The organism is Clostridium sp. CS1-1 (genome assembly GCF_056135525.1).
Genome location: NZ_CM148680.1, coordinates 2,113,625 through 2,130,992, shown reverse-complemented (window position 1 = coordinate 2,130,992; position 17,368 = coordinate 2,113,625). Strand labels below are relative to the sequence as shown.

The following is a 17,368-nucleotide window of genomic DNA, read 5'->3' as shown; positions in this document are numbered from 1 at the left end:
GAATTGAAAGTTTAAAATTGAGAATGAAGATCATAAACTCATTTAATCTTCATTCTCAATTCTAGATTCTCAATTCTCAATCAACTTAAACTTGTTCTCCAACTAATGAAAATGAATTAGCCTTAGTTATTTTAACATTTACTAATTTTCCAATATTGCTTTCATCACTAGTAAAATTCACAAGCTTTCCAGTTCTAGTTCTACCCATTAACTTATTTTCATCATTTTTACTTAAGCCTTCTACTAGCACATCTTCTATTCTGCCTTCGTATTCTTTATTTTTTCTCGCAGCGGAAGCATTAATTACTTCAACTAATCTATTAAATCTATCATGCTTTACATTATCTTCTATTTGGTCTTCCATTTCATCCGCTGGAGTTCCTTTTCTTCTAGAATAAATAAATGTAAATGCTGAGTCATATTGAACTTCTCTAGCAAGACTAAGAGTTTCTTCAAAATCCTCTTCTGTTTCACCAGGGAACCCAACTATAATATCAGTACTTATAGCTACATTAGGAATTGCTTCTCTTATTCTACGTACTAAATCTAAATACTGTTCTTTTGTGTAGCTTCTATTCATCTTTTTCAACAATCTTGATGATCCAGATTGAACAGGAAGATGTATATACTCACATAAAGTTTTACACTCAGCTATTGCTTCTATAACATCTTGAGTTAAGTCCTTAGGGTGAGAAGTCATAAACTTAACTCTTTCTAATCCTTCAATTTTGTCAATTCTTCTTAAAAGCTCTGCAAATGTAAGCTTTGACTCTAAATCTTTACCATAAGAGTTAACATTTTGACCAAGCAAAGTAATTTCTTTATATCCATTAGCAACTAATTCTTTTATTTCCTTTTCAACATCTTCAGGTTTTCTACTTCTCTCTCTACCTCGTACATATGGAACAATACAATACGTACAGAAATTATTACAACCATACATAATAGTTACAAATGCTTTCACACTACTTTCTCTGTCTATTGGAACGCCTTCTACAATTCCATCCTCTTTATCCTGAACTTCTACAACAGACTTACCTTCTTGCTTAACTCTATTTAAGTATTCAGGGAATTTATATGCATTGTGAGTTCCAAATACAATATCAACAAAAGGAAACTTCTTTACAATAGCTTCAGCCATATCCTTTTGTTGCATCATACATCCACATACTGCAATTACAAGCTCCGGATTTTTCTCTTTAAGCTTTTTTAATGCTCCTAAGTTTCCGTATACTTTTAGTTCTGCATTTTCTCTTACACAACAAGTGTTAAATATAATTAAATCCGCAAACTCTTTTACGGTTGTTCTTTTATATCCAGATTTTTTTAACATCCCTGACAGCTTTTCAGAGTCTTCTTCATTCATCTGACAACCCCAGGTTTCTATGAAGAATTTCTTATCCGTTTTTTTAAATTCCAACTCTTTAAACAATTATTTCACCTCATACTAATACTACTTATTTTTAATACTGCTAATTAAATCTTAAAAAAGCAATCAATGATACTAAGACTACTTATAATAAAATTTATAATAGCGTTACTTATTTGTATATTGCCTATCAACTTCTATTTAGCTATTCGACATTCTACATTATACTATATTTTTTTACTAATATCTATTTTTTGTTGTTTTTTATTATTTAAATTATACTTGAAAGTTAACTTTTAAAATCTTTCTAATTTTAAAATATTAAATTCATATTACTGTACATATTAAAATTTTCAAATATATATAATATATATGATAAATAAAGGGTTGTTTAAAAAATAACATACATTTTTTATAAAAATATCATAAAAAACATAATTAAACATTGAAAAGTTGACTAAAAAATTGTATTATTATCTATAGATAGACTGTTCTACAAAATTCATTATTATTTGAAAAGGTTTGCACAAATTACAGAAAATTGAAATGTTTATTTCATATAAAACTTCAAATTTTAATATTTTGTAAAGTTAAAAGGAAATTCTGAATTATTGTAGAATATGTATATAGACCTAAAAATAATTTATTGTAATTTCGGAGGGATTTTTTATGGAAGTACGTTTTTCAGAAAGAGCTAAAGGATTAAAAGCATCAGAAATTAGAGAATTATTAAAACTAGCAGAAATGCCAGAAATCATTTCTTTTGCAGGAGGACTACCTGCACCAGAATTGTTTCCAGTTAAAGAAATGGAAGGGATTATACAAAAGGTATTAGAAAAAGATGGTAGACTAGCTCTACAATATAGTTCAACTGAAGGTTTTAAACCTTTAAGAGAAATAATCGCAAAACAAAGAATGGCTCCAGCAGGAGTAAATGTAACAGCTGATGATATCGCAGTAACATCAGGTTCACAACAAGGTCTTGAATTTTCAGCAAAATTATTCATAAATAAAGGTGACAAGATAATCTGTGAGAGCCCAAGTTATTTAGGTGCAATTAATGCATTTAAAGCTTATGAGCCTAACTTTATAGAAATTCCTATGGACGACAATGGTATGATTGTTGATGAATTAGAAAAACAATTAAAAGAAAATCCAGATGTTAGAATGATATACACTATTCCAGATTTCCAAAACCCAACTGGAAGAACTATGTCAGATGACAGAAGAAAACGTATAGCTGAGCTTGCAGCTGAATATCAAATACCAGTAATTGAAGATAATCCATATGGAGACTTAATATTTGATGGCGAGAGACATCCTTCAATTAAGAGTTTTGATAAAGAAGGATGGGTAATATATCTTGGAACATACTCAAAAACATTCTGCCCAGGTTTAAGAATTGGCTGGGTATGCGCATCTCCACAAATATTAGAAAAGTACATAGTTATAAAACAAGGTGCAGATTTACAATGTAGTACACTTGATCAAAGAGCTACAGCACTATTTATGGAAACATACGACTTAAATGAACACATAGAAAAAATCAAAGTAGTATATGGTAAGCGTAGAGGTCTTATGCTTGATTCTATAAGAAAATACTTCCCTGCAGATGTTAAATTTACAGTTCCAACTGGTGGATTATTCACTTGGATAGAATTAAAAGAAGGTCTTGATGCTGCAGAAGTATTAAAAGAAGCATTAAAAGATAATGTTGCTTACGTTCCTGGTGGTTCATTCTTCCCTAACGGTGGACATCCTAATTTCTTCAGAATGAACTATTCTTGCATGAGTGATGAGAACATTGTTGAGGGCGTAAAAAGATTAGGAAATGTTCTTGCAAAATTTTATTAATAAAATGAAAAAATAAAGTAATAAACCCCTCCTTTTAGGGAACACTATTCCTAAAAGGAGGGGTATTTATGTATGATGTTAAAAACGAAAGTAACATAACTGAGGAAAAAGATTGTTTAAGATGTGATTGTATAGGTGATAGAGCCTATTTTCAACAGATTCAGTTTGATACTATGTTTGAATTTAAAACAGTTCACATCCCATTAGAAAACATAATAAAATAGATAAGATAACAATATATAAAATCATCCTAATATTTTATATATTCAAATAAGCCATATAACCCTATGATGCACGCCATAGGGTTATATTTTTAATTCCCAGTTATATCTTTCTCCTGTGACTTTAAAATTAAATTTCTTATATAAATTTAGTGCTATTTCATTTACACTTTTAACTTTTATCTTTACATGATTAAATCCATTATACTTTATTATATTGATAAGATATGATAAAAGCGAATTGCTATAACCCCTACCTCTATATTCCTTTAGTATGCCAAAGTTAACTATAGTTGGGGTATCATCTTCTATAATCACTTGACCATATCCAATATACTCTCCATCCTTCTTAACAAATATTGCACCTTGGTCAAAATAATAGCTTTGAGCTTGATCAAAATATATGTCTTGTATATTAAGCGGTATCCTAGTGTCGTTTTTAAAAATTTCATTTTGAATATTGCATCTTTTCTGCTCATCTACTCCTAGTTTTAATGTTTCAAACTCTAATTCCTTGTCAAAATCGGAGTGTTGACTATTATATAAATTTAAATAAAGTATCAATGTCCCTTCTCTTTTAGAAAATCCCAAACTTTTCAAAACCTCAAAATTATAATCATTACCTTCACATAAGTATTTTATAACGGACCCTCTTTTTAAAGTATTAATTAAAAATTTATATGGAGCATGGTTGTCTACAACACCCAAGCGATTTTCTATAACATTAATAGCATTTATAGAATAAATATTTTTATCATCAAGTTCAGTCCATATATATCCAATATATTTCGAGTCTTTTTTTAACAGCTTTACTCTGCGCCTTAGAAACATTCTCTGAGCAAAATTACTATTATAGTATATTTCAAAAAAATCCTCATTCAAGACATTAAAACTACTTCTAAATTTATTTAATTCTTTAAAACTATTCATATTAAATTTATTTAATGACACGCATTCAAACATAAACTTATTCCCCATTGCTTCATATTATTATTTAACCATAACCAAATATAAGTATAAATATTTAAGATATATAAGTCAAATTTTTATTTAAGATTTTACTTTATATTCACTTATAAAAACTAGAAAGCCTTCTAAGAACTTATTTTGCAGTTCACTGTAGTTGGTTAATTCATTTAGTTTACGAAGGTACTTAGATTCATCCCATTGCTTTTGTTTCAAATATCGTTTTTTTCCAAGCTTCCAAAACTTATAAGGAAAAATCATAAAAGCCAACATTATTTCTAGTTCGCTTTGGCTTAACTTATTTATCGAATTATAAGCTTGTATTAATACTTTAGCCTTATCAAAATCCCACTTATAGTTCTTTTTATACATTAATCTCCTTATCAGTTTCCCTAGGTCATTTACATGGTGGTCAATCTTTATACTATCCAAGTCTACTAGATAGAGTCTATCCTCTTTTTTAATAATACTCTCATCATAAAATTTATCATGGCATAACCCTCTACTTTTAGTATTATAACTGGACAATTTATAGTAATCAGAAGTATTTAGAAAATTTAATGATATCATGCCTTTATAATAAAAGCTTTCTAAATAATTATAATAGGCTATATCAAACTCAGTTTTTATCCTTTTCTTATCAATTATTTTTTGAAACTTTTCCAAGTCTCTTAAATTACTATTAAACTTTTTAGACCAGTTTTTGAGGTTGTTTTTAACCTTAATCTTAGTTATATCTATGTTACTTGTCTTCAAATGAAATTCAGCCAATAATTTTACACAACTAGTAGCTTCTTCTATGTCATTTAAATTGCACTCTTGTCCATCAATCCATTCAGTCACACAAAATAACATTTTTTTATATTTCGCATAACCTTTGCCGCTTTTTGCATTATAGTACTTTGCTATATTATGAAAATCGCTATTTAAAATCTCTTGTTCAATAACACTTCCATTATTTGGTTTATGTCTACTATGCTTAATTCTTTTTAAACAAACAACTCCATTTGAAGTTTCAATTCTATATACATTTTTTACTTTTGTACAACTATTTACTTTAAAATCATATTGTTCCAAAACTTTATATATAAAGTTTATTTCCCTTCTGGAAAGTTGCTCTGGGTACTTACAACTAATATTTTCCACATTTCTACCCTCCATTCTTTCTCTAGTAAAGTATATTAAACTAGGTAGAAATTATTACATTTTAATGCAAAGAAACTAATAAGCTGTATAAATCATATATACTAACCTACTAGTTTCTTGGATTGAATAGTTATGTAAGCCTTAAAATATAAAAGATCATCGTAAACGATGATCTACTATATATTTGACGCTTTAACCGATACTGGTTGTTCAAAGATACCTCTTTTTACCTCAGTAGCAGTCATGTTCTTAGCGTTAAATTGCTCTGTCATATAGTTGCATGCATCCCATGGGTTTACTTTATCACCACAAGTAAATACGTCTACAGCAGCGTATCCAAGTTCAGGCCAAGTGTGAATCGTTAAGTGTGACTCTGATATAATAACAACTCCACTTACACCCTGAGGACTAAATTTATGAAAAGCAACTTCCCTTACTTCTGCACCAGCTTTCAATGCAGAGTCAACCATTATCTTTTCTATAAGTTCCTTGTTGTTTAATATTTCAGAACTACATCCGTAAATTTCTGCTAATATGTGACGTCCTAATTCGTTCATTCTCCGTATTTACCCCCTTGCTTAAAATCATAACAATTAAATTTTATCAAAAATAATCAAAAAGTCAATATATATAGCTATTTTTTAGAAGATATACGCACAAAACTCAAAATATTTCCGTATATCTTTAAATCTCTATATATGTTAATAGATTTCAATATAAAAATGCGTGCAATTCAATTGTTTGATGATTACACGCACTTTAAAAGTAATATACGTACTTTAATTAGAGTGAGCGGTTCTGATATTATATCTCATCTATTTCTCTTATACTTAATCCTATTTTTCTATTTTCTTTGTTAACTTCTAAAATTTTAGCTTTTATTTCATCTCCAATGTTAAGTACATCTTCTGGTTTATTTATTCTATTTCTACTTATTTGTGATATATGAACTAATGCATCTACTCCTGGCTCTAACTCAACAAAAGCACCAAAACTTGCAAATCTAACAACTTTTCCAAGAACAATACTTCCAACTGGATATTTAATTTCTACATTATCCCATGGATTTTCTAATGCTTTTTTAATTGATAAAGATAATTTTTTCTTTTCTTTATCTACATCCAGTATATATACTTTTATTTTATCTCCAATATTTAATATATCGCTAGGTTTTTGAACTCTACCCCAAGACATTTCTGATACATGAAGTAACCCATCAACACCTTGTACATCAATAAAAGCACCAAATGCTGCTAGTCTTTTTACTTCGCCTTCTACAATAGAGTCCTTTCTTAACAAATCCCATGTTTCTTCATCTTTTTTTTCTTTTTCTACTTTTAATAATGCTCTTCTTGACGCAACAATTCTTGTAGTATTTTTAATCTCTTTAAATTCAATTATTTTTACTTCTAATTCACTATTTATATATTGAGACAAATCCTCTACATGAAAAAGTTCAATGTGGGATGCTGGTATGAATACTCTTACTCCTTTATAGCTAGAAACTAGACCGCCGTTTACTACATCTTTTATGACAACCTTTATAGTTTCGCCATTTTCATATTTATCCTTTAATTCTTTGTATGCATTTTCTCTTTCAATTTCAATTCTTGAAAGAACCACATATCCATCTTCATTTTTTCTTTTAATGATTTTTGCTTCTATTTCTTCTCCTTGTTTTACTAACTCTGTTAAACTAACATTTTCATCTTTTGTTAATTCACCTCTAGGAATTATGGCATCAGCCTTATATCCTATATTTAGAAATACTTCTTTTTCATTGACAGAAATAACATTACCTTTTACTAACTGTCCTACGATGATTTGCTTATCATTCTCTTCCATATAAGCTAGCTGTTCATTTAATTCTTGGTCTTTGTTATCGCTCATTTTTAAAATAGCCTCCCTTATTATCCAATCTGGTGTAGACGCACCCGCAGTAATACCTATAGTTTTAAATTTACTTGAATTTATTATATCATCAGGTATTTCACCTGAGTTTTCAACATGAATAGTATTTGAACAATTCGTTTTACAAATTTCATATAACTTGGTAGTATTAGAACTATTTCTTCCACCCAATACTATCATCATATCAACCTTCTCAGAAAGCTCACCTGCAGATTTTTGCCTAAATTCTGTTGCACTACATATGGTGTTGAAAGCAATAAACTCCTTGCAATCTTTTACAACTCTATTTAAGACTTTCTCCCAATTTGATTGTTTTTCAGTAGTTTGTGATACAACGCATAACTTATTAGGTAAATCTTCTAAATCTGAACCATCTTTAGATATAATTGCTTTATCATCACACCATCCATTAATTCCTATAACTTCTGGGTGGTTCTTATCACCTACAATCAATACAGAGTAACCTTGTTCAAAATATGTTCTAACTTTCTTCTGTATATTTGACACATAAGGACAAGTGGCATTGATTACATTTATTCCTTTTTCAGATAATAAATTAAATATTCTTTCAGGTACACCATGGGAGCGTATAATTACTACATCCTCGACCTGTAAATTTTTTATATCTTCTAATTCTATTGGATAAATATCGTTGTCCTTTAAATAATTAACAACATCATTATTATGTATTAAAGGTCCTAATGTATATATTTTTTTATTGAATTTCCTTTGAGTTTCTATTGCCTCTTCAACAGCTCTCTTAACACCAAAACAAAAGCCTGCTTTCTCTGCTAATACAACATTCATAATATATTCACCTTCAGTTAATATTAATATCTTAATAAAATGCAACTAATTAACTTTTTATATAATTAAGGTATAGCTGCTCCAATTTTTCTAGTTTCCTCGCTTAAACCTTATTAGATTAATGATTTATCTTATCTTTCTTTATATATTCTTTTATGTAATTTGTTATAACTTCAACTACTTCATTTATACATAATTTAGAAGAATCTATTTTTATAGCATCGTCTGCTTTTTTCAATGGATTTATTTCTCTACTTGAATCTATATAATCCCTCTTTATTATATCGTTTAGTATATTATTATATTCTACTTCAATTCCCTTTTCATTTAGCTCACTGCACCTTCTTTTAGCTCTTTCTTCTGGACTTGCCGTTAAGTAAAACTTTAAAGGAGCATTTTTTAGCACAACAGTCCCAATATCTCTACCATCCATAATTACATTATATTTATCCGCCATTGATTGCTGTAGTTTGACTAATATTTCTCGTAGTTCCGGAATTGCAGCATAGTTAGATACATTATTACTAATTTCAGGATGCCTAATTTCTTCACTTACATCTTCTCTATTTACAATTAATCTATCTCCATTAAAGTACATATCAAGAGAATTAGTTAAATTACACACTGCCTGAGAATCTGTATGTAAAATATTTTTTCTTATACACATTAGTGTAACCGCTCTATACATTGCCCCTGTATTTATGTACATAAGATTAAATCTATCAGCTATAATACTTGCTATAGTACTTTTTCCTGCACCAGCAGGACCGTCGATTGCCACAGATATATTCAAATAATTCACTCCGCCTTTCTTTAATGTAACAATTTTTTTATCATATAATTTTTATATATTCTATAAATAACGATAAAATCCTTTATTTTATGATGCTATTTGTTACTTAAATCTTTTCGTAAATCTTTAGCTCTCTTTAAGTATACAAACTCTTTATACTCAATGTTTACATCTACCATAATTAGAATTCGTATACAAAATGGAATTGCCGCTTCATTATCATCTTCTACATACATTTCATTATAATGCATTATAGCAACATCTTTTATATTAAAAGCTTCCCTTATAAACTTTCCTGGATAGGCCTTTGTAATGTCTCTTGTACACGAAAATTGTATACATAGAATTTTATCTAAATCTATATTGTTCCTTTTAATTATCTCTTCAAACAATTCTATTGATGAATTTTTTATTTCTCCTACGGAGTTTTCTGATACTGTTGTAGCTCCTCTTAATGCTATCATTAATTTTCACCAACCTTAGTCCCTGCTAAATAACCTGTAGATAAAGCAATCTGTATATTATATCCCCCAGTATATGCATCTACATCAATAAGCTCTCCGGCAAAGTATAAGTTTTTTACTATTTTTGAAGCCATTGTGGATGGATCTATCTCTTTTACAGAAACACCACCAGCGGTTACAATCGCTTCAGCAATAGGTCTTAGTCCTTTTATTTCAAATGTGAGATTTTGTAATAAATTCACTAAACTTTTTCTCTCTTCTTTAGTTATTGAGTTAACTTTTTTATTCTCGTCTATTCCTGATAATCTTATAATTACTTGAATTAATTTTTGAGGTAACAATTCATCTAAAGAATTCTTAAAATCTTTATTAATATATTTTGCAAAATCCTTTTGAATTCTCCTATCCAATTCCTCTGCAGTTAAAGCAGGTTTTAAATTTATAGAAGCTTTTAAGTCTCCCCTGCCATTCACAACTCTGCTGCCACTCAATACAATTGGGCCAGATATACCAAAATGAGTAAATAACATTTCACCAAATTCTTCATACAATACTTTCTTATTACTATCTAATATTTTCAATTCAACATTTTTTAGTGAAAGGCCTTGGAGTTCCTTAACCCAATTTTCTTTTACTTCGATTGGTACAAGAGATGGTGTTATTTTTGTAACTTTATGTCCTAAATTCTCAGCAAATTTATGCCCTTCTCCATTAGATCCGGTTTGAGGATAAGACATTCCACCTGTACACAATATAAAATAATCGCCTTTTACTATAGAATTATCTTCAAGTTTCACTGATTTTATAACACTATTTTCATAAATGATGCTTTTTACTTTTGAATTTAACAGTATCCCTACATTTTTTTTCCTAAGTTCCTTGTCTAAGTTACTTATGATATCAGATGACTTATCAGACACAGGGAATACTCTATCTCCTCGTTCAACTTTCAACTCTACACCTAATCTATTAAAGAAACTCATAGTATCCTCATTAGTAAATGTATAAAGTGAACTATACAAAAAATGAGGATTTCCTGGTATATAATCAAAAAATTCATTTATATCCTTAGCATTTGTTATATTACATCTTCCTTTTCCAGTGATAAACATTTTTCTTCCTAATTTATCATTTTTCTCTACTAATATAACCTTGTGTTTATCAGCAGCGGCTATTGCTGCCATCATCCCTGCAGGGCCACCGCCTATTACTACTACTGTTGCCATGAATTCACCGCCTTATATTAATAATTATTGTTTGTTATCTATATTATAGTAATATAATAGATTCATTAATTCAATATTTATTTTCAAAGTAAAAGAGACGAACCAAAGTCTATAAGGCTCGTCTCTTTATATAAATTTTACTCTGATTCTTTAAATGAATAAACTTGGTATTCTTCCCAGATACTTTCTAGATTTGTAAATGTGGTAGAAATTTTTTCTTTTTCTCTCAATCCAACTGCAATTATTAATGCATTGATTACACTCAATGGGGCAACTAATGAATCTACGAATGAGGCCATATTGCTCTGGGCAATTAATGTATAATCTGCTCTTGCTGCAAGTGGTGATAGAAGGCTATCAGTTATAGCAACAACCTTAGCTCTTCTACTTTGAGCAAATGCCAGTGCTTCTATAGTTCTAGCTGCATAACGCGGAAAACCAATTCCTATAACTAAATCGTCTTCATCAACATTAATCATTTGTTCAAAAATGTCACTAATTCCATATCCAACAACTTTTACATTGTCCAAAATTAGATTTAAGTAAAACCCTAAAAATTCAGAAAGAGCAGTTGAGCTTCTAAGACCTATTATATATATTTTTTTTGCTTCAAATATGCTATTTACAACATCTTCAAAAGTTTTATGATTAATCTTCTCCAACGTAGCTCTTATATTTTCCATATCAGACTTTAAAACACCTTTTAAAGCACTCTCTTCACTAACGAAATCATTGGATAGTTCAATTCTTTGCACGGTTGTAAGTTTATTTTTTATTAATTCTTGAAGAGCTTTTTGAAGCTTAGGATACCCGCTAAATCCTAGTTCATTAGCAAATCTTACTACTGTTGATTCACTTACTCCTACACTTATTCCTAATTTAGCTGCTGTCATAAAGGCTGCTTTATCATAATGCTTTAAAATGTATTCAGCAATTAATTTTTGTCCTTTACTTAGACGTGGAAATTTAACCTGTATAGTTCTCATCAAGTCTTGTTTGTTGTTACCATCTTCCATAGTTCTTCAATCCTTTCTCTCATCCCCGTAATTTTGCAATATTTACTTCATTTTAACATCTATTGAACACATTTTCAATACATCTTTCAATTGTTAATCACTTTTCTTTATAAATATTTATTACGTGTGTATCTTCCTTTTCCGTTATTCCAAATACAAGGTCATGATTTCCTAAATTTTTATTTAAAAAATCAACTACCTTATACATCTCTTCATAATATTTAAATTCCTTAGTTGCTATTAATTCTAATTTATCTTTCATAATTATTGTTTATCAAGTTATTGTAAATTTGATAAACGTTCACCTCCTAATTATTTCTTTTCAATAACAATTAAATACGGGGGAGTATTACTTCTATTAACAAATGAATGAAGCATAACACCATACTTTTCCTTTGGAAGAGCTTCAACAAAACTCAAGACAGCAGTTTCTTCTTTCTTTCCTTCTTCATGCCCTCTGTATACTGCAATCGTTATTAGCGCCCCACTATTTATTAACTTTAGCGCATTTTCTATACTTTTTATTGTAGATTCACTCTTAGTTGTAATATTTTTATCACCACCTGGAAGAAAGCCAAGATTATACATAATACAATCTACGTTTTCATTAACATACTTTTGAAATTCATCATGAGAAGCATTAATCAAAACTACGTTATCTTTATTCCTCTTTCTATATTCATCAATAACAGACTTTTGAATATCAAAAGAATATACTTTTGAAAATAGTTCACTTAAGAAATCAGTATCGTATCCATTCCCTAAAGTTGCATCTATTGCAACCATGAAATTACTAGAAAAGTTTTTAATTATATGATGAGAAATACTGTTAACATCACTAACGTACTTATACATTTTACACTCCTTAATTTTATATTTCATCTTACTTATTCTTCGTTATTTTTAGATAAAAATAAATAGTATTTTACTTAGTAAATTTTTATTTTATCACATTTTTAAATTTTATGTTTACATTTAATTTAGTTAACATAATAATTCATATGGTAAGCTATAATAATTTTTAATAATTAATGAATTACAATCAGATGATATGCTTACTCTATACTTTTAATTTCTTCTTTGTTTAGATATCTCCACTCTCCTTTTGATAGATTCCCTAATTTTATACTACCTATTTGTATTCTTTTCAACTCAATTACAGGGTGATTTATCTTTTCGCACATTCTTCTAATTTGTCTGTTTTTTCCTTCATGTATTATTATTTCAACCTCAGCTGATTCCTTATACTTTTTTAATATTTTAAATTCTGCTGGCGAAGTAATATAACCACCTATATCAATTCCTGTTTTAAATCGTTCTATTTCTTTTTCATTTGGTATTCCTTTTATTTCAGCTATATATACTTTATTTTTTTCTACTCTTGGATGAATTATCTTATTGTAGATTTCTCCATCATTTGTAAGTAATATTAGTCCTGATGTGTCATAATCCAATCTTCCTATAGGATAGATCCTTTCTTCTACCTGAACTAAATCTATGATAGTTTTCCTTCCTTTCTCATCTTTCACTGTTGATACATAGCCTTCTGGCTTATTAAGAGCTATGTAAACTTTTCTTTCCTCTTTTTTTATTTGTTTATTGTCTACTAATACTTCATCCTTTCCGCTAACTACTTTAAATCCTAATTCATATATTACAGCACCATTTACTTTTACTCTTCCTTGTTGTATTATTTCTTCACATTTTCTCCTGGATGCGACTCCGCAAGCAGCCATGTATTTTTGTAATCTTTCTTCCACACTTTCCACCTACTTTTTATAATAATATCTACAATACTTTAAGATAATTTAAGTTCATACTATATTAATTTATAATTAATTCTCTGCATACGCAAGAAAGATTTTTCCAAATTATAATTTTAAAAGCATTGCTTAGTCATATTTTTCTCTTATTGTTCAATAAAATGCTAAAAAGCAGCAATATACTATTCTAAATTACTACTGTCCTTTAGTATTTTACTTTTTAAGTTTAATAATTTAAAAAGCATTGTTTTTGTATTTTGTTTACTTTGTGTTCTGTTTACATAATAATTAATATGTATCTTTATAACGATAAAAATAGATGCAAACTTATGACATAAATCATATTGCATCTATTTTCCAATAAACTATAATATCCTATTAGAGTTAAATAACTCAATGGGATTATCGATTTAATTTAAGTTCTATTTTGTAGCTACCTTTTCAAGTTGATTCTTTATTTCTTCCGCTGTTTGACCATCAGCAATTATCTGTGGAACTCTTGTAGTAGTGTCAGAATATCCCATAACATTTAAACTCTGTCCAGTTACAACAACTGCATCAAATTTATCATAGAATGATGAGTTCTCAGTGCTATTTAATTCAAATTCTTCAACACTATAACCATTTTTAGATAAATAATTTCCTACAGCACTTAATCCTTTTTCAATAGCGACTTTTTTCATCTTTATCACCTCCAAGTTTATTATTCACAAAAATAATTAAATAATTCATGAAAGTTGTAAAGTAAAGCTTGTAATAGATATTATATTTCTTGCTTCTTATAAGCGATTCAATAAGTAAAATGCGTATATTAGAGTATCTATCCCTCCGACAAATCCCTATTTAATTCTTTGAACCCATTCTTAAACCAATATTGTAATGCTCTATATACAGCTTTTTCTTCCGAATAAATCTCAGAATACATTTTTAAATTTTTAAATCTTGCAATATTCATTGAAAGATGGTTAATAGAATATTGAGCTATATTATTGATAGAAATATTGGGTTTAACCACGTCTGTCCCGCTTTCACAGTTAACTCTATCCGAAAATGTAATAAACTTTCTACAATTTAACGGTCTTACTTTATATATAGAGCATGAATTTTCTTCATTTAAAAAAATGCAAGGTATATGTTTTTTACTATAAATTTCTACTGAATTAGTATTACTTAGCTGAGATATATCTATATATGTAGGTACTTCTTCTATAGTTTCTGATACTACAGCATTTAAGTTCTCAATTTCTTCTTTGTCAAAATTATTTAAAACATAATCTCTAATCAATTCTGCCTCTACAGCGGTGCAGTCCATATAAATATGGCAGCAATGGCTACAGCCCTTTTTACAAGGAATATACCTTGTAAACTGTTCAGCTCCTTTATCTGCTGCTTCGTATATGTACCTCAAGTATTCTTTGCCTTTACTAACACTTAGTTCCTTGTCTATTATTTCTTTAAGTAAAAAATCAGCGACTTTATTATATTCCTCACTAGTCTCCGTTGAATTGAAGATTATCTCTTCATCGATATAGTTTTTTCCTAAAGTTTTATATTCATTATTTCTCTTCATACAGCATTCTTTAAAAAGCATGCCACTATTACAGATACAACTCTCATTTGGCGATATTTTTATCTTTTTTTCTTTCGTATATAATCTACTCTCCATATTTCACCTCTTAAATTACTTTAATCAACAGTATGTCCTTCTTAACTTCACATTATAAAACAGCTTTATAATATATTTACATATGCTTATTTTATAATAAACTGTGGGCTTTTTACAATATAACTATTAAATTTACAAAAAAATATATTAAAATATATTTTTTATTAATTTAGTACATAAGTAAAAAACTCCATGATTATATCATGAAGTTTTTTATAAAAATCACCTATCCTTATCCAGCTCTTCTCTATATTTTGCTATTTCTTCTGCAGTCATTTCTGATTTATTCATTATTTCACCCATACACATTCCCTTCGTAAAAAGCTCCATGCCAAATTCTTTAGTCTTTTCATAACTTTGTATTTTCTCTTTATTGTCGCCCATAAATTTACACCTCTATTCTAATTCATACTTTCCATGCTTTTCACTAGCTTTATTGTCCTTAGATACATATCAAATTTAAATCAGATGAATTGGTTGCTCATAATTAATATGTACAGTTGTACAAATTTAATGTATAGAACAAAAGACCCATAGACAACTTATCGTTATTTACGAGTCTTTTTTCATAATTAATTTAGTTTGGCAGTATTAAATGATCTATATTTTTATTTACCTAACTTATTCAACTTCTTGAATACTTATTTGTCTTACATGCTTTGTGTGGCTCCACTCTTTATTATTTTTATCCATTATTCCCTGTATAGTTATTGGAATCCAAGTTAAAGTATAAATTCCATATAATAAATACCAAACAAATATTTTAACAGGATTTTTACCGCTTATTAAGCGAATAGATATTATAAAGAGAGCTATGTAAGCAATATTTCCTATAAGTACCGGAATAAAAGTTGGAGGTTGATTTCCATATATTAATCCAAATATGTATGAAAGTACTACAACATTTAATGAATATAATGCAAAAGTAATAAACATCTTCTTTGAAAGTTTATTTTCAAGAATCATTATTAAAGGTGTAAACATAAATTGAGCAATACTAAATATTTTCCATACAATATCACCAAACAAATAATTCAAAGCATATATATCTAAGCCTTTAGTATTCATTTGTATTATTGTTAGTAATGCAGATAGACCTATTAGGAGTGTCACAAATGGTTGTATTGTATATAGTGCACAATCCAGAGTAGTAAAGCTTTTATCCTTTATTGCTTTAGTTATCAGTCTTAGGAAAAATCTTGATGCTACATCAGTAAATCCCTGCATCCATCTCTTTCTTTGATTCCATGATTGCTTTAGTGTTAAAGGCTTTTCATCGTAAACTATTGCGTTATGTGCCCAACCTACTTTATATCCGTTCAATACAAGCTTACATGTAAATTCTAAATCCTCTGTAAGGCATGTTGCCCCCCATCCTAACTCCTTAAGAATTTCTGTGTCCATACAAAATCCTGTTCCACCTAACTGATTTGATAGTCCTAAATTTGCCCTAGCTAGCTGAAATAATCTATTTGCAGACCAGAATGATATAGAGTATGACTGGGTTATCCATGAATCATCTGGATTTTTACTATCTATATATCCTTGAACAACTTTATATCCCTGGAGCATCTTATAATTCATCTCTTTCAGGAAATTTTTCGATACAATGTTATCTGCGTCAAAAATGGCTATTGCATCATATTTTTTCTCCATCTTAAATATTCTGTCAAACATCCACTCAAGAGCATATCCTTTTCCCCTCTTATCACGAACACTTCTCTCATGAACACCTACGCCATAACTTCTTGCAATACTCGCAGTTTTATCATTACAGTTGTCAGCAATAACAAAAATATCATACATTTCTTCAGGATAATCAAGTTCCTTAAGACTTTCTACAATTTTACCAACAACCATTTCCTCGTTATGAGCTGCCACAAGTAGTGCAAATGTCTTTTGCGGCAAGCATTTTTCAGCACCTTTGTCTTCTTTTTTATAAAGCCCAAATAGCGAAAGAAGTAAATAATACATAGTAATTGCAAAAACTGACATTTGAAAAACAAATGTGAAATTAAATATAAAATTTTCCATTACCAAAACCCTTTCCTTGTATATAGTATCTGTTAATTTACTAAATTACATAATACATCGTATACCATAATACCACAAATTTTTCATTTAATCACGTATGTAGAAATTTTCTGATTATTATTTCTTAAAATC

The 17,368-nt window shown here is 28.8% G+C and carries 18 protein-coding genes; 2 read left to right on the top strand and 16 right to left on the bottom strand.

All coding sequences use genetic code 11. The features are described 5' to 3' along the window. Window positions 1-85: 85 nt before the first annotated feature. Window positions 86-1,432: a tRNA (N6-isopentenyl adenosine(37)-C2)-methylthiotransferase MiaB gene (gene miaB, locus AC0N0V_RS09965; RefSeq protein ID WP_474463812.1), complete on the bottom strand. Its 1,347-nt coding sequence runs from the start codon at window positions 1,430-1,432 to the stop codon at window positions 86-88. Window positions 1,433-2,038: 606 nt separating this feature from the next. On the opposite strand from miaB, the gene AC0N0V_RS09960 reads away from it, so the two are divergent. Both AC0N0V_RS09960 and AC0N0V_RS09955 read left to right on the top strand, forming a co-directional pair. After that, a complete protein-coding gene (locus tag AC0N0V_RS09960; RefSeq protein ID WP_474463811.1) occupies window positions 2,039-3,223 on the top strand; it encodes an aminotransferase-like domain-containing protein in 1,185 nt (394 codons plus the stop codon). 68 nt (window positions 3,224-3,291) lie between these two features. Further along, window positions 3,292-3,447 carry a hypothetical protein gene (locus AC0N0V_RS09955; protein ID WP_474463810.1) on the top strand — a complete coding sequence of 52 codons (156 nt, stop codon included), beginning with the start codon at window positions 3,292-3,294 and terminating at the stop codon, window positions 3,445-3,447. 81 nt (window positions 3,448-3,528) lie between these two features. Here the strand turns inward: AC0N0V_RS09955 and AC0N0V_RS09950 are convergent, their stop codons facing one another. From AC0N0V_RS09950 to AC0N0V_RS09880, 15 genes are all read right to left on the bottom strand, one after another. Beyond that, complete coding sequence (locus AC0N0V_RS09950) at window positions 3,529-4,407, bottom strand: GNAT family N-acetyltransferase (RefSeq protein WP_474463809.1); 879 nt, start codon at window positions 4,405-4,407, stop codon at window positions 3,529-3,531. 87 nt (window positions 4,408-4,494) lie between these two features. Next, window positions 4,495-5,556 (bottom strand): CotS family spore coat protein, encoded by a 1,062-nt coding sequence (locus AC0N0V_RS09945; RefSeq protein WP_474463808.1) that lies wholly within the window; start codon window positions 5,554-5,556, stop codon window positions 4,495-4,497. Between the two features lie 176 nt (window positions 5,557-5,732). Next, window positions 5,733-6,113: an adenosylmethionine decarboxylase gene (gene speD / locus AC0N0V_RS09940; protein ID WP_474463807.1), complete on the bottom strand. Its 381-nt coding sequence runs from the start codon at window positions 6,111-6,113 to the stop codon at window positions 5,733-5,735. A 247-nt stretch (window positions 6,114-6,360) separates the two neighbouring features. Then, the gene (locus AC0N0V_RS09935; protein WP_474463806.1) at window positions 6,361-8,274 is read right to left on the bottom strand and encodes a bifunctional 4-hydroxy-3-methylbut-2-enyl diphosphate reductase/30S ribosomal protein S1; all 1,914 of its coding nucleotides are present in this window, start codon (window positions 8,272-8,274) and stop codon (window positions 6,361-6,363) included. Window positions 8,275-8,392: 118 nt separating this feature from the next. Continuing rightward, window positions 8,393-9,067 (bottom strand): (d)CMP kinase, encoded by a 675-nt coding sequence (gene cmk / locus AC0N0V_RS09930; RefSeq protein WP_474463805.1) that lies wholly within the window; start codon window positions 9,065-9,067, stop codon window positions 8,393-8,395. 95 nt (window positions 9,068-9,162) lie between these two features. After that, a complete protein-coding gene (aroH, locus tag AC0N0V_RS09925; RefSeq protein ID WP_474463804.1) occupies window positions 9,163-9,531 on the bottom strand; it encodes a chorismate mutase in 369 nt (122 codons plus the stop codon). After that, entirely contained in the window at window positions 9,531-10,757 is a 1,227-nt protein-coding gene (locus AC0N0V_RS09920; RefSeq protein ID WP_474463803.1) for a BaiN/RdsA family NAD(P)/FAD-dependent oxidoreductase, read from the bottom strand. The genes aroH and AC0N0V_RS09920 overlap by 1 nt, the downstream gene beginning before the upstream one ends. A 137-nt stretch (window positions 10,758-10,894) precedes the next feature. Further along, window positions 10,895-11,773, bottom strand: a complete 879-nt coding sequence (locus AC0N0V_RS09915) for a MurR/RpiR family transcriptional regulator (RefSeq protein WP_474463802.1) — start codon at window positions 11,771-11,773, stop codon at window positions 10,895-10,897. Between the two features lie 97 nt (window positions 11,774-11,870). Next, window positions 11,871-12,035 carry a YpmA family protein gene (locus AC0N0V_RS09910; protein WP_474463801.1) on the bottom strand — a complete coding sequence of 55 codons (165 nt, stop codon included), beginning with the start codon at window positions 12,033-12,035 and terminating at the stop codon, window positions 11,871-11,873. A gap of 50 nt (window positions 12,036-12,085) precedes the next feature. After that, window positions 12,086-12,628 (bottom strand): tRNA 5-(aminomethyl)-2-thiouridylate-methyltransferase MnmM, encoded by a 543-nt coding sequence (mnmM, locus tag AC0N0V_RS09905; protein ID WP_474463800.1) that lies wholly within the window; start codon window positions 12,626-12,628, stop codon window positions 12,086-12,088. 200 nt (window positions 12,629-12,828) lie between these two features. Then, the gene (locus AC0N0V_RS09900) at window positions 12,829-13,533 is read right to left on the bottom strand and encodes a pseudouridine synthase (protein WP_474463799.1); all 705 of its coding nucleotides are present in this window, start codon (window positions 13,531-13,533) and stop codon (window positions 12,829-12,831) included. 425 nt (window positions 13,534-13,958) lie between these two features. Then, window positions 13,959-14,219 carry a YkuS family protein gene (locus tag AC0N0V_RS09895; protein WP_474463798.1) on the bottom strand — a complete coding sequence of 87 codons (261 nt, stop codon included), beginning with the start codon at window positions 14,217-14,219 and terminating at the stop codon, window positions 13,959-13,961. 137 nt (window positions 14,220-14,356) lie between these two features. Beyond that, entirely contained in the window at window positions 14,357-15,202 is an 846-nt protein-coding gene (locus AC0N0V_RS09890; protein WP_474463797.1) for a YkgJ family cysteine cluster protein, read from the bottom strand. Between the two features lie 222 nt (window positions 15,203-15,424). Further along, window positions 15,425-15,586 (bottom strand): hypothetical protein, encoded by a 162-nt coding sequence (locus AC0N0V_RS09885; protein WP_474463796.1) that lies wholly within the window; start codon window positions 15,584-15,586, stop codon window positions 15,425-15,427. A gap of 237 nt (window positions 15,587-15,823) precedes the next feature. Beyond that, the gene (locus tag AC0N0V_RS09880) at window positions 15,824-17,236 is read right to left on the bottom strand and encodes a glycosyltransferase family 2 protein (protein ID WP_474463795.1); all 1,413 of its coding nucleotides are present in this window, start codon (window positions 17,234-17,236) and stop codon (window positions 15,824-15,826) included. Window positions 17,237-17,368: the final 132 nt, after the last annotated feature.

Excerpts from the sequence above, each read along its gene's own strand:
- AC0N0V_RS09950 (WP_474463809.1), bottom strand. The coding sequence starts at position 4,407 with ATGTTTGAATGCGTGTCATTAAATAAATTTAATATGAATAGTTTTAAA.
- AC0N0V_RS09920 (WP_474463803.1), bottom strand. The coding sequence starts at position 10,757 with ATGGCAACAGTAGTAGTAATAGGCGGTGGCCCTGCAGGGATGATGGCA.
- AC0N0V_RS09890 (WP_474463797.1), bottom strand. The coding sequence starts at position 15,202 with ATGGAGAGTAGATTATATACGAAAGAAAAAAAGATAAAAATATCGCCA.
- AC0N0V_RS09960 (WP_474463811.1), top strand. The coding sequence starts at position 2,039 with ATGGAAGTACGTTTTTCAGAAAGAGCTAAAGGATTAAAAGCATCAGAA.
- AC0N0V_RS09885 (WP_474463796.1), bottom strand. The coding sequence starts at position 15,586 with ATGGGCGACAATAAAGAGAAAATACAAAGTTATGAAAAGACTAAAGAA.
- AC0N0V_RS09880 (WP_474463795.1), bottom strand. The coding sequence starts at position 17,236 with ATGGAAAATTTTATATTTAATTTCACATTTGTTTTTCAAATGTCAGTT.
- AC0N0V_RS09915 (WP_474463802.1), bottom strand. The coding sequence starts at position 11,773 with ATGGAAGATGGTAACAACAAACAAGACTTGATGAGAACTATACAGGTT.
- AC0N0V_RS09955 (WP_474463810.1), top strand. The coding sequence starts at position 3,292 with ATGTATGATGTTAAAAACGAAAGTAACATAACTGAGGAAAAAGATTGT.
- AC0N0V_RS09935 (WP_474463806.1), bottom strand. The coding sequence starts at position 8,274 with ATGAATGTTGTATTAGCAGAGAAAGCAGGCTTTTGTTTTGGTGTTAAG.
- mnmM (WP_474463800.1), bottom strand. The coding sequence starts at position 12,628 with ATGTATAAGTACGTTAGTGATGTTAACAGTATTTCTCATCATATAATT.
- aroH (WP_474463804.1), bottom strand. The coding sequence starts at position 9,531 with ATGATAGCATTAAGAGGAGCTACAACAGTATCAGAAAACTCCGTAGGA.
- AC0N0V_RS09895 (WP_474463798.1), bottom strand. The coding sequence starts at position 14,219 with ATGAAAAAAGTCGCTATTGAAAAAGGATTAAGTGCTGTAGGAAATTAT.
- speD (WP_474463807.1), bottom strand. The coding sequence starts at position 6,113 with ATGAACGAATTAGGACGTCACATATTAGCAGAAATTTACGGATGTAGT.
- AC0N0V_RS09910 (WP_474463801.1), bottom strand. The coding sequence starts at position 12,035 with ATGAAAGATAAATTAGAATTAATAGCAACTAAGGAATTTAAATATTAT.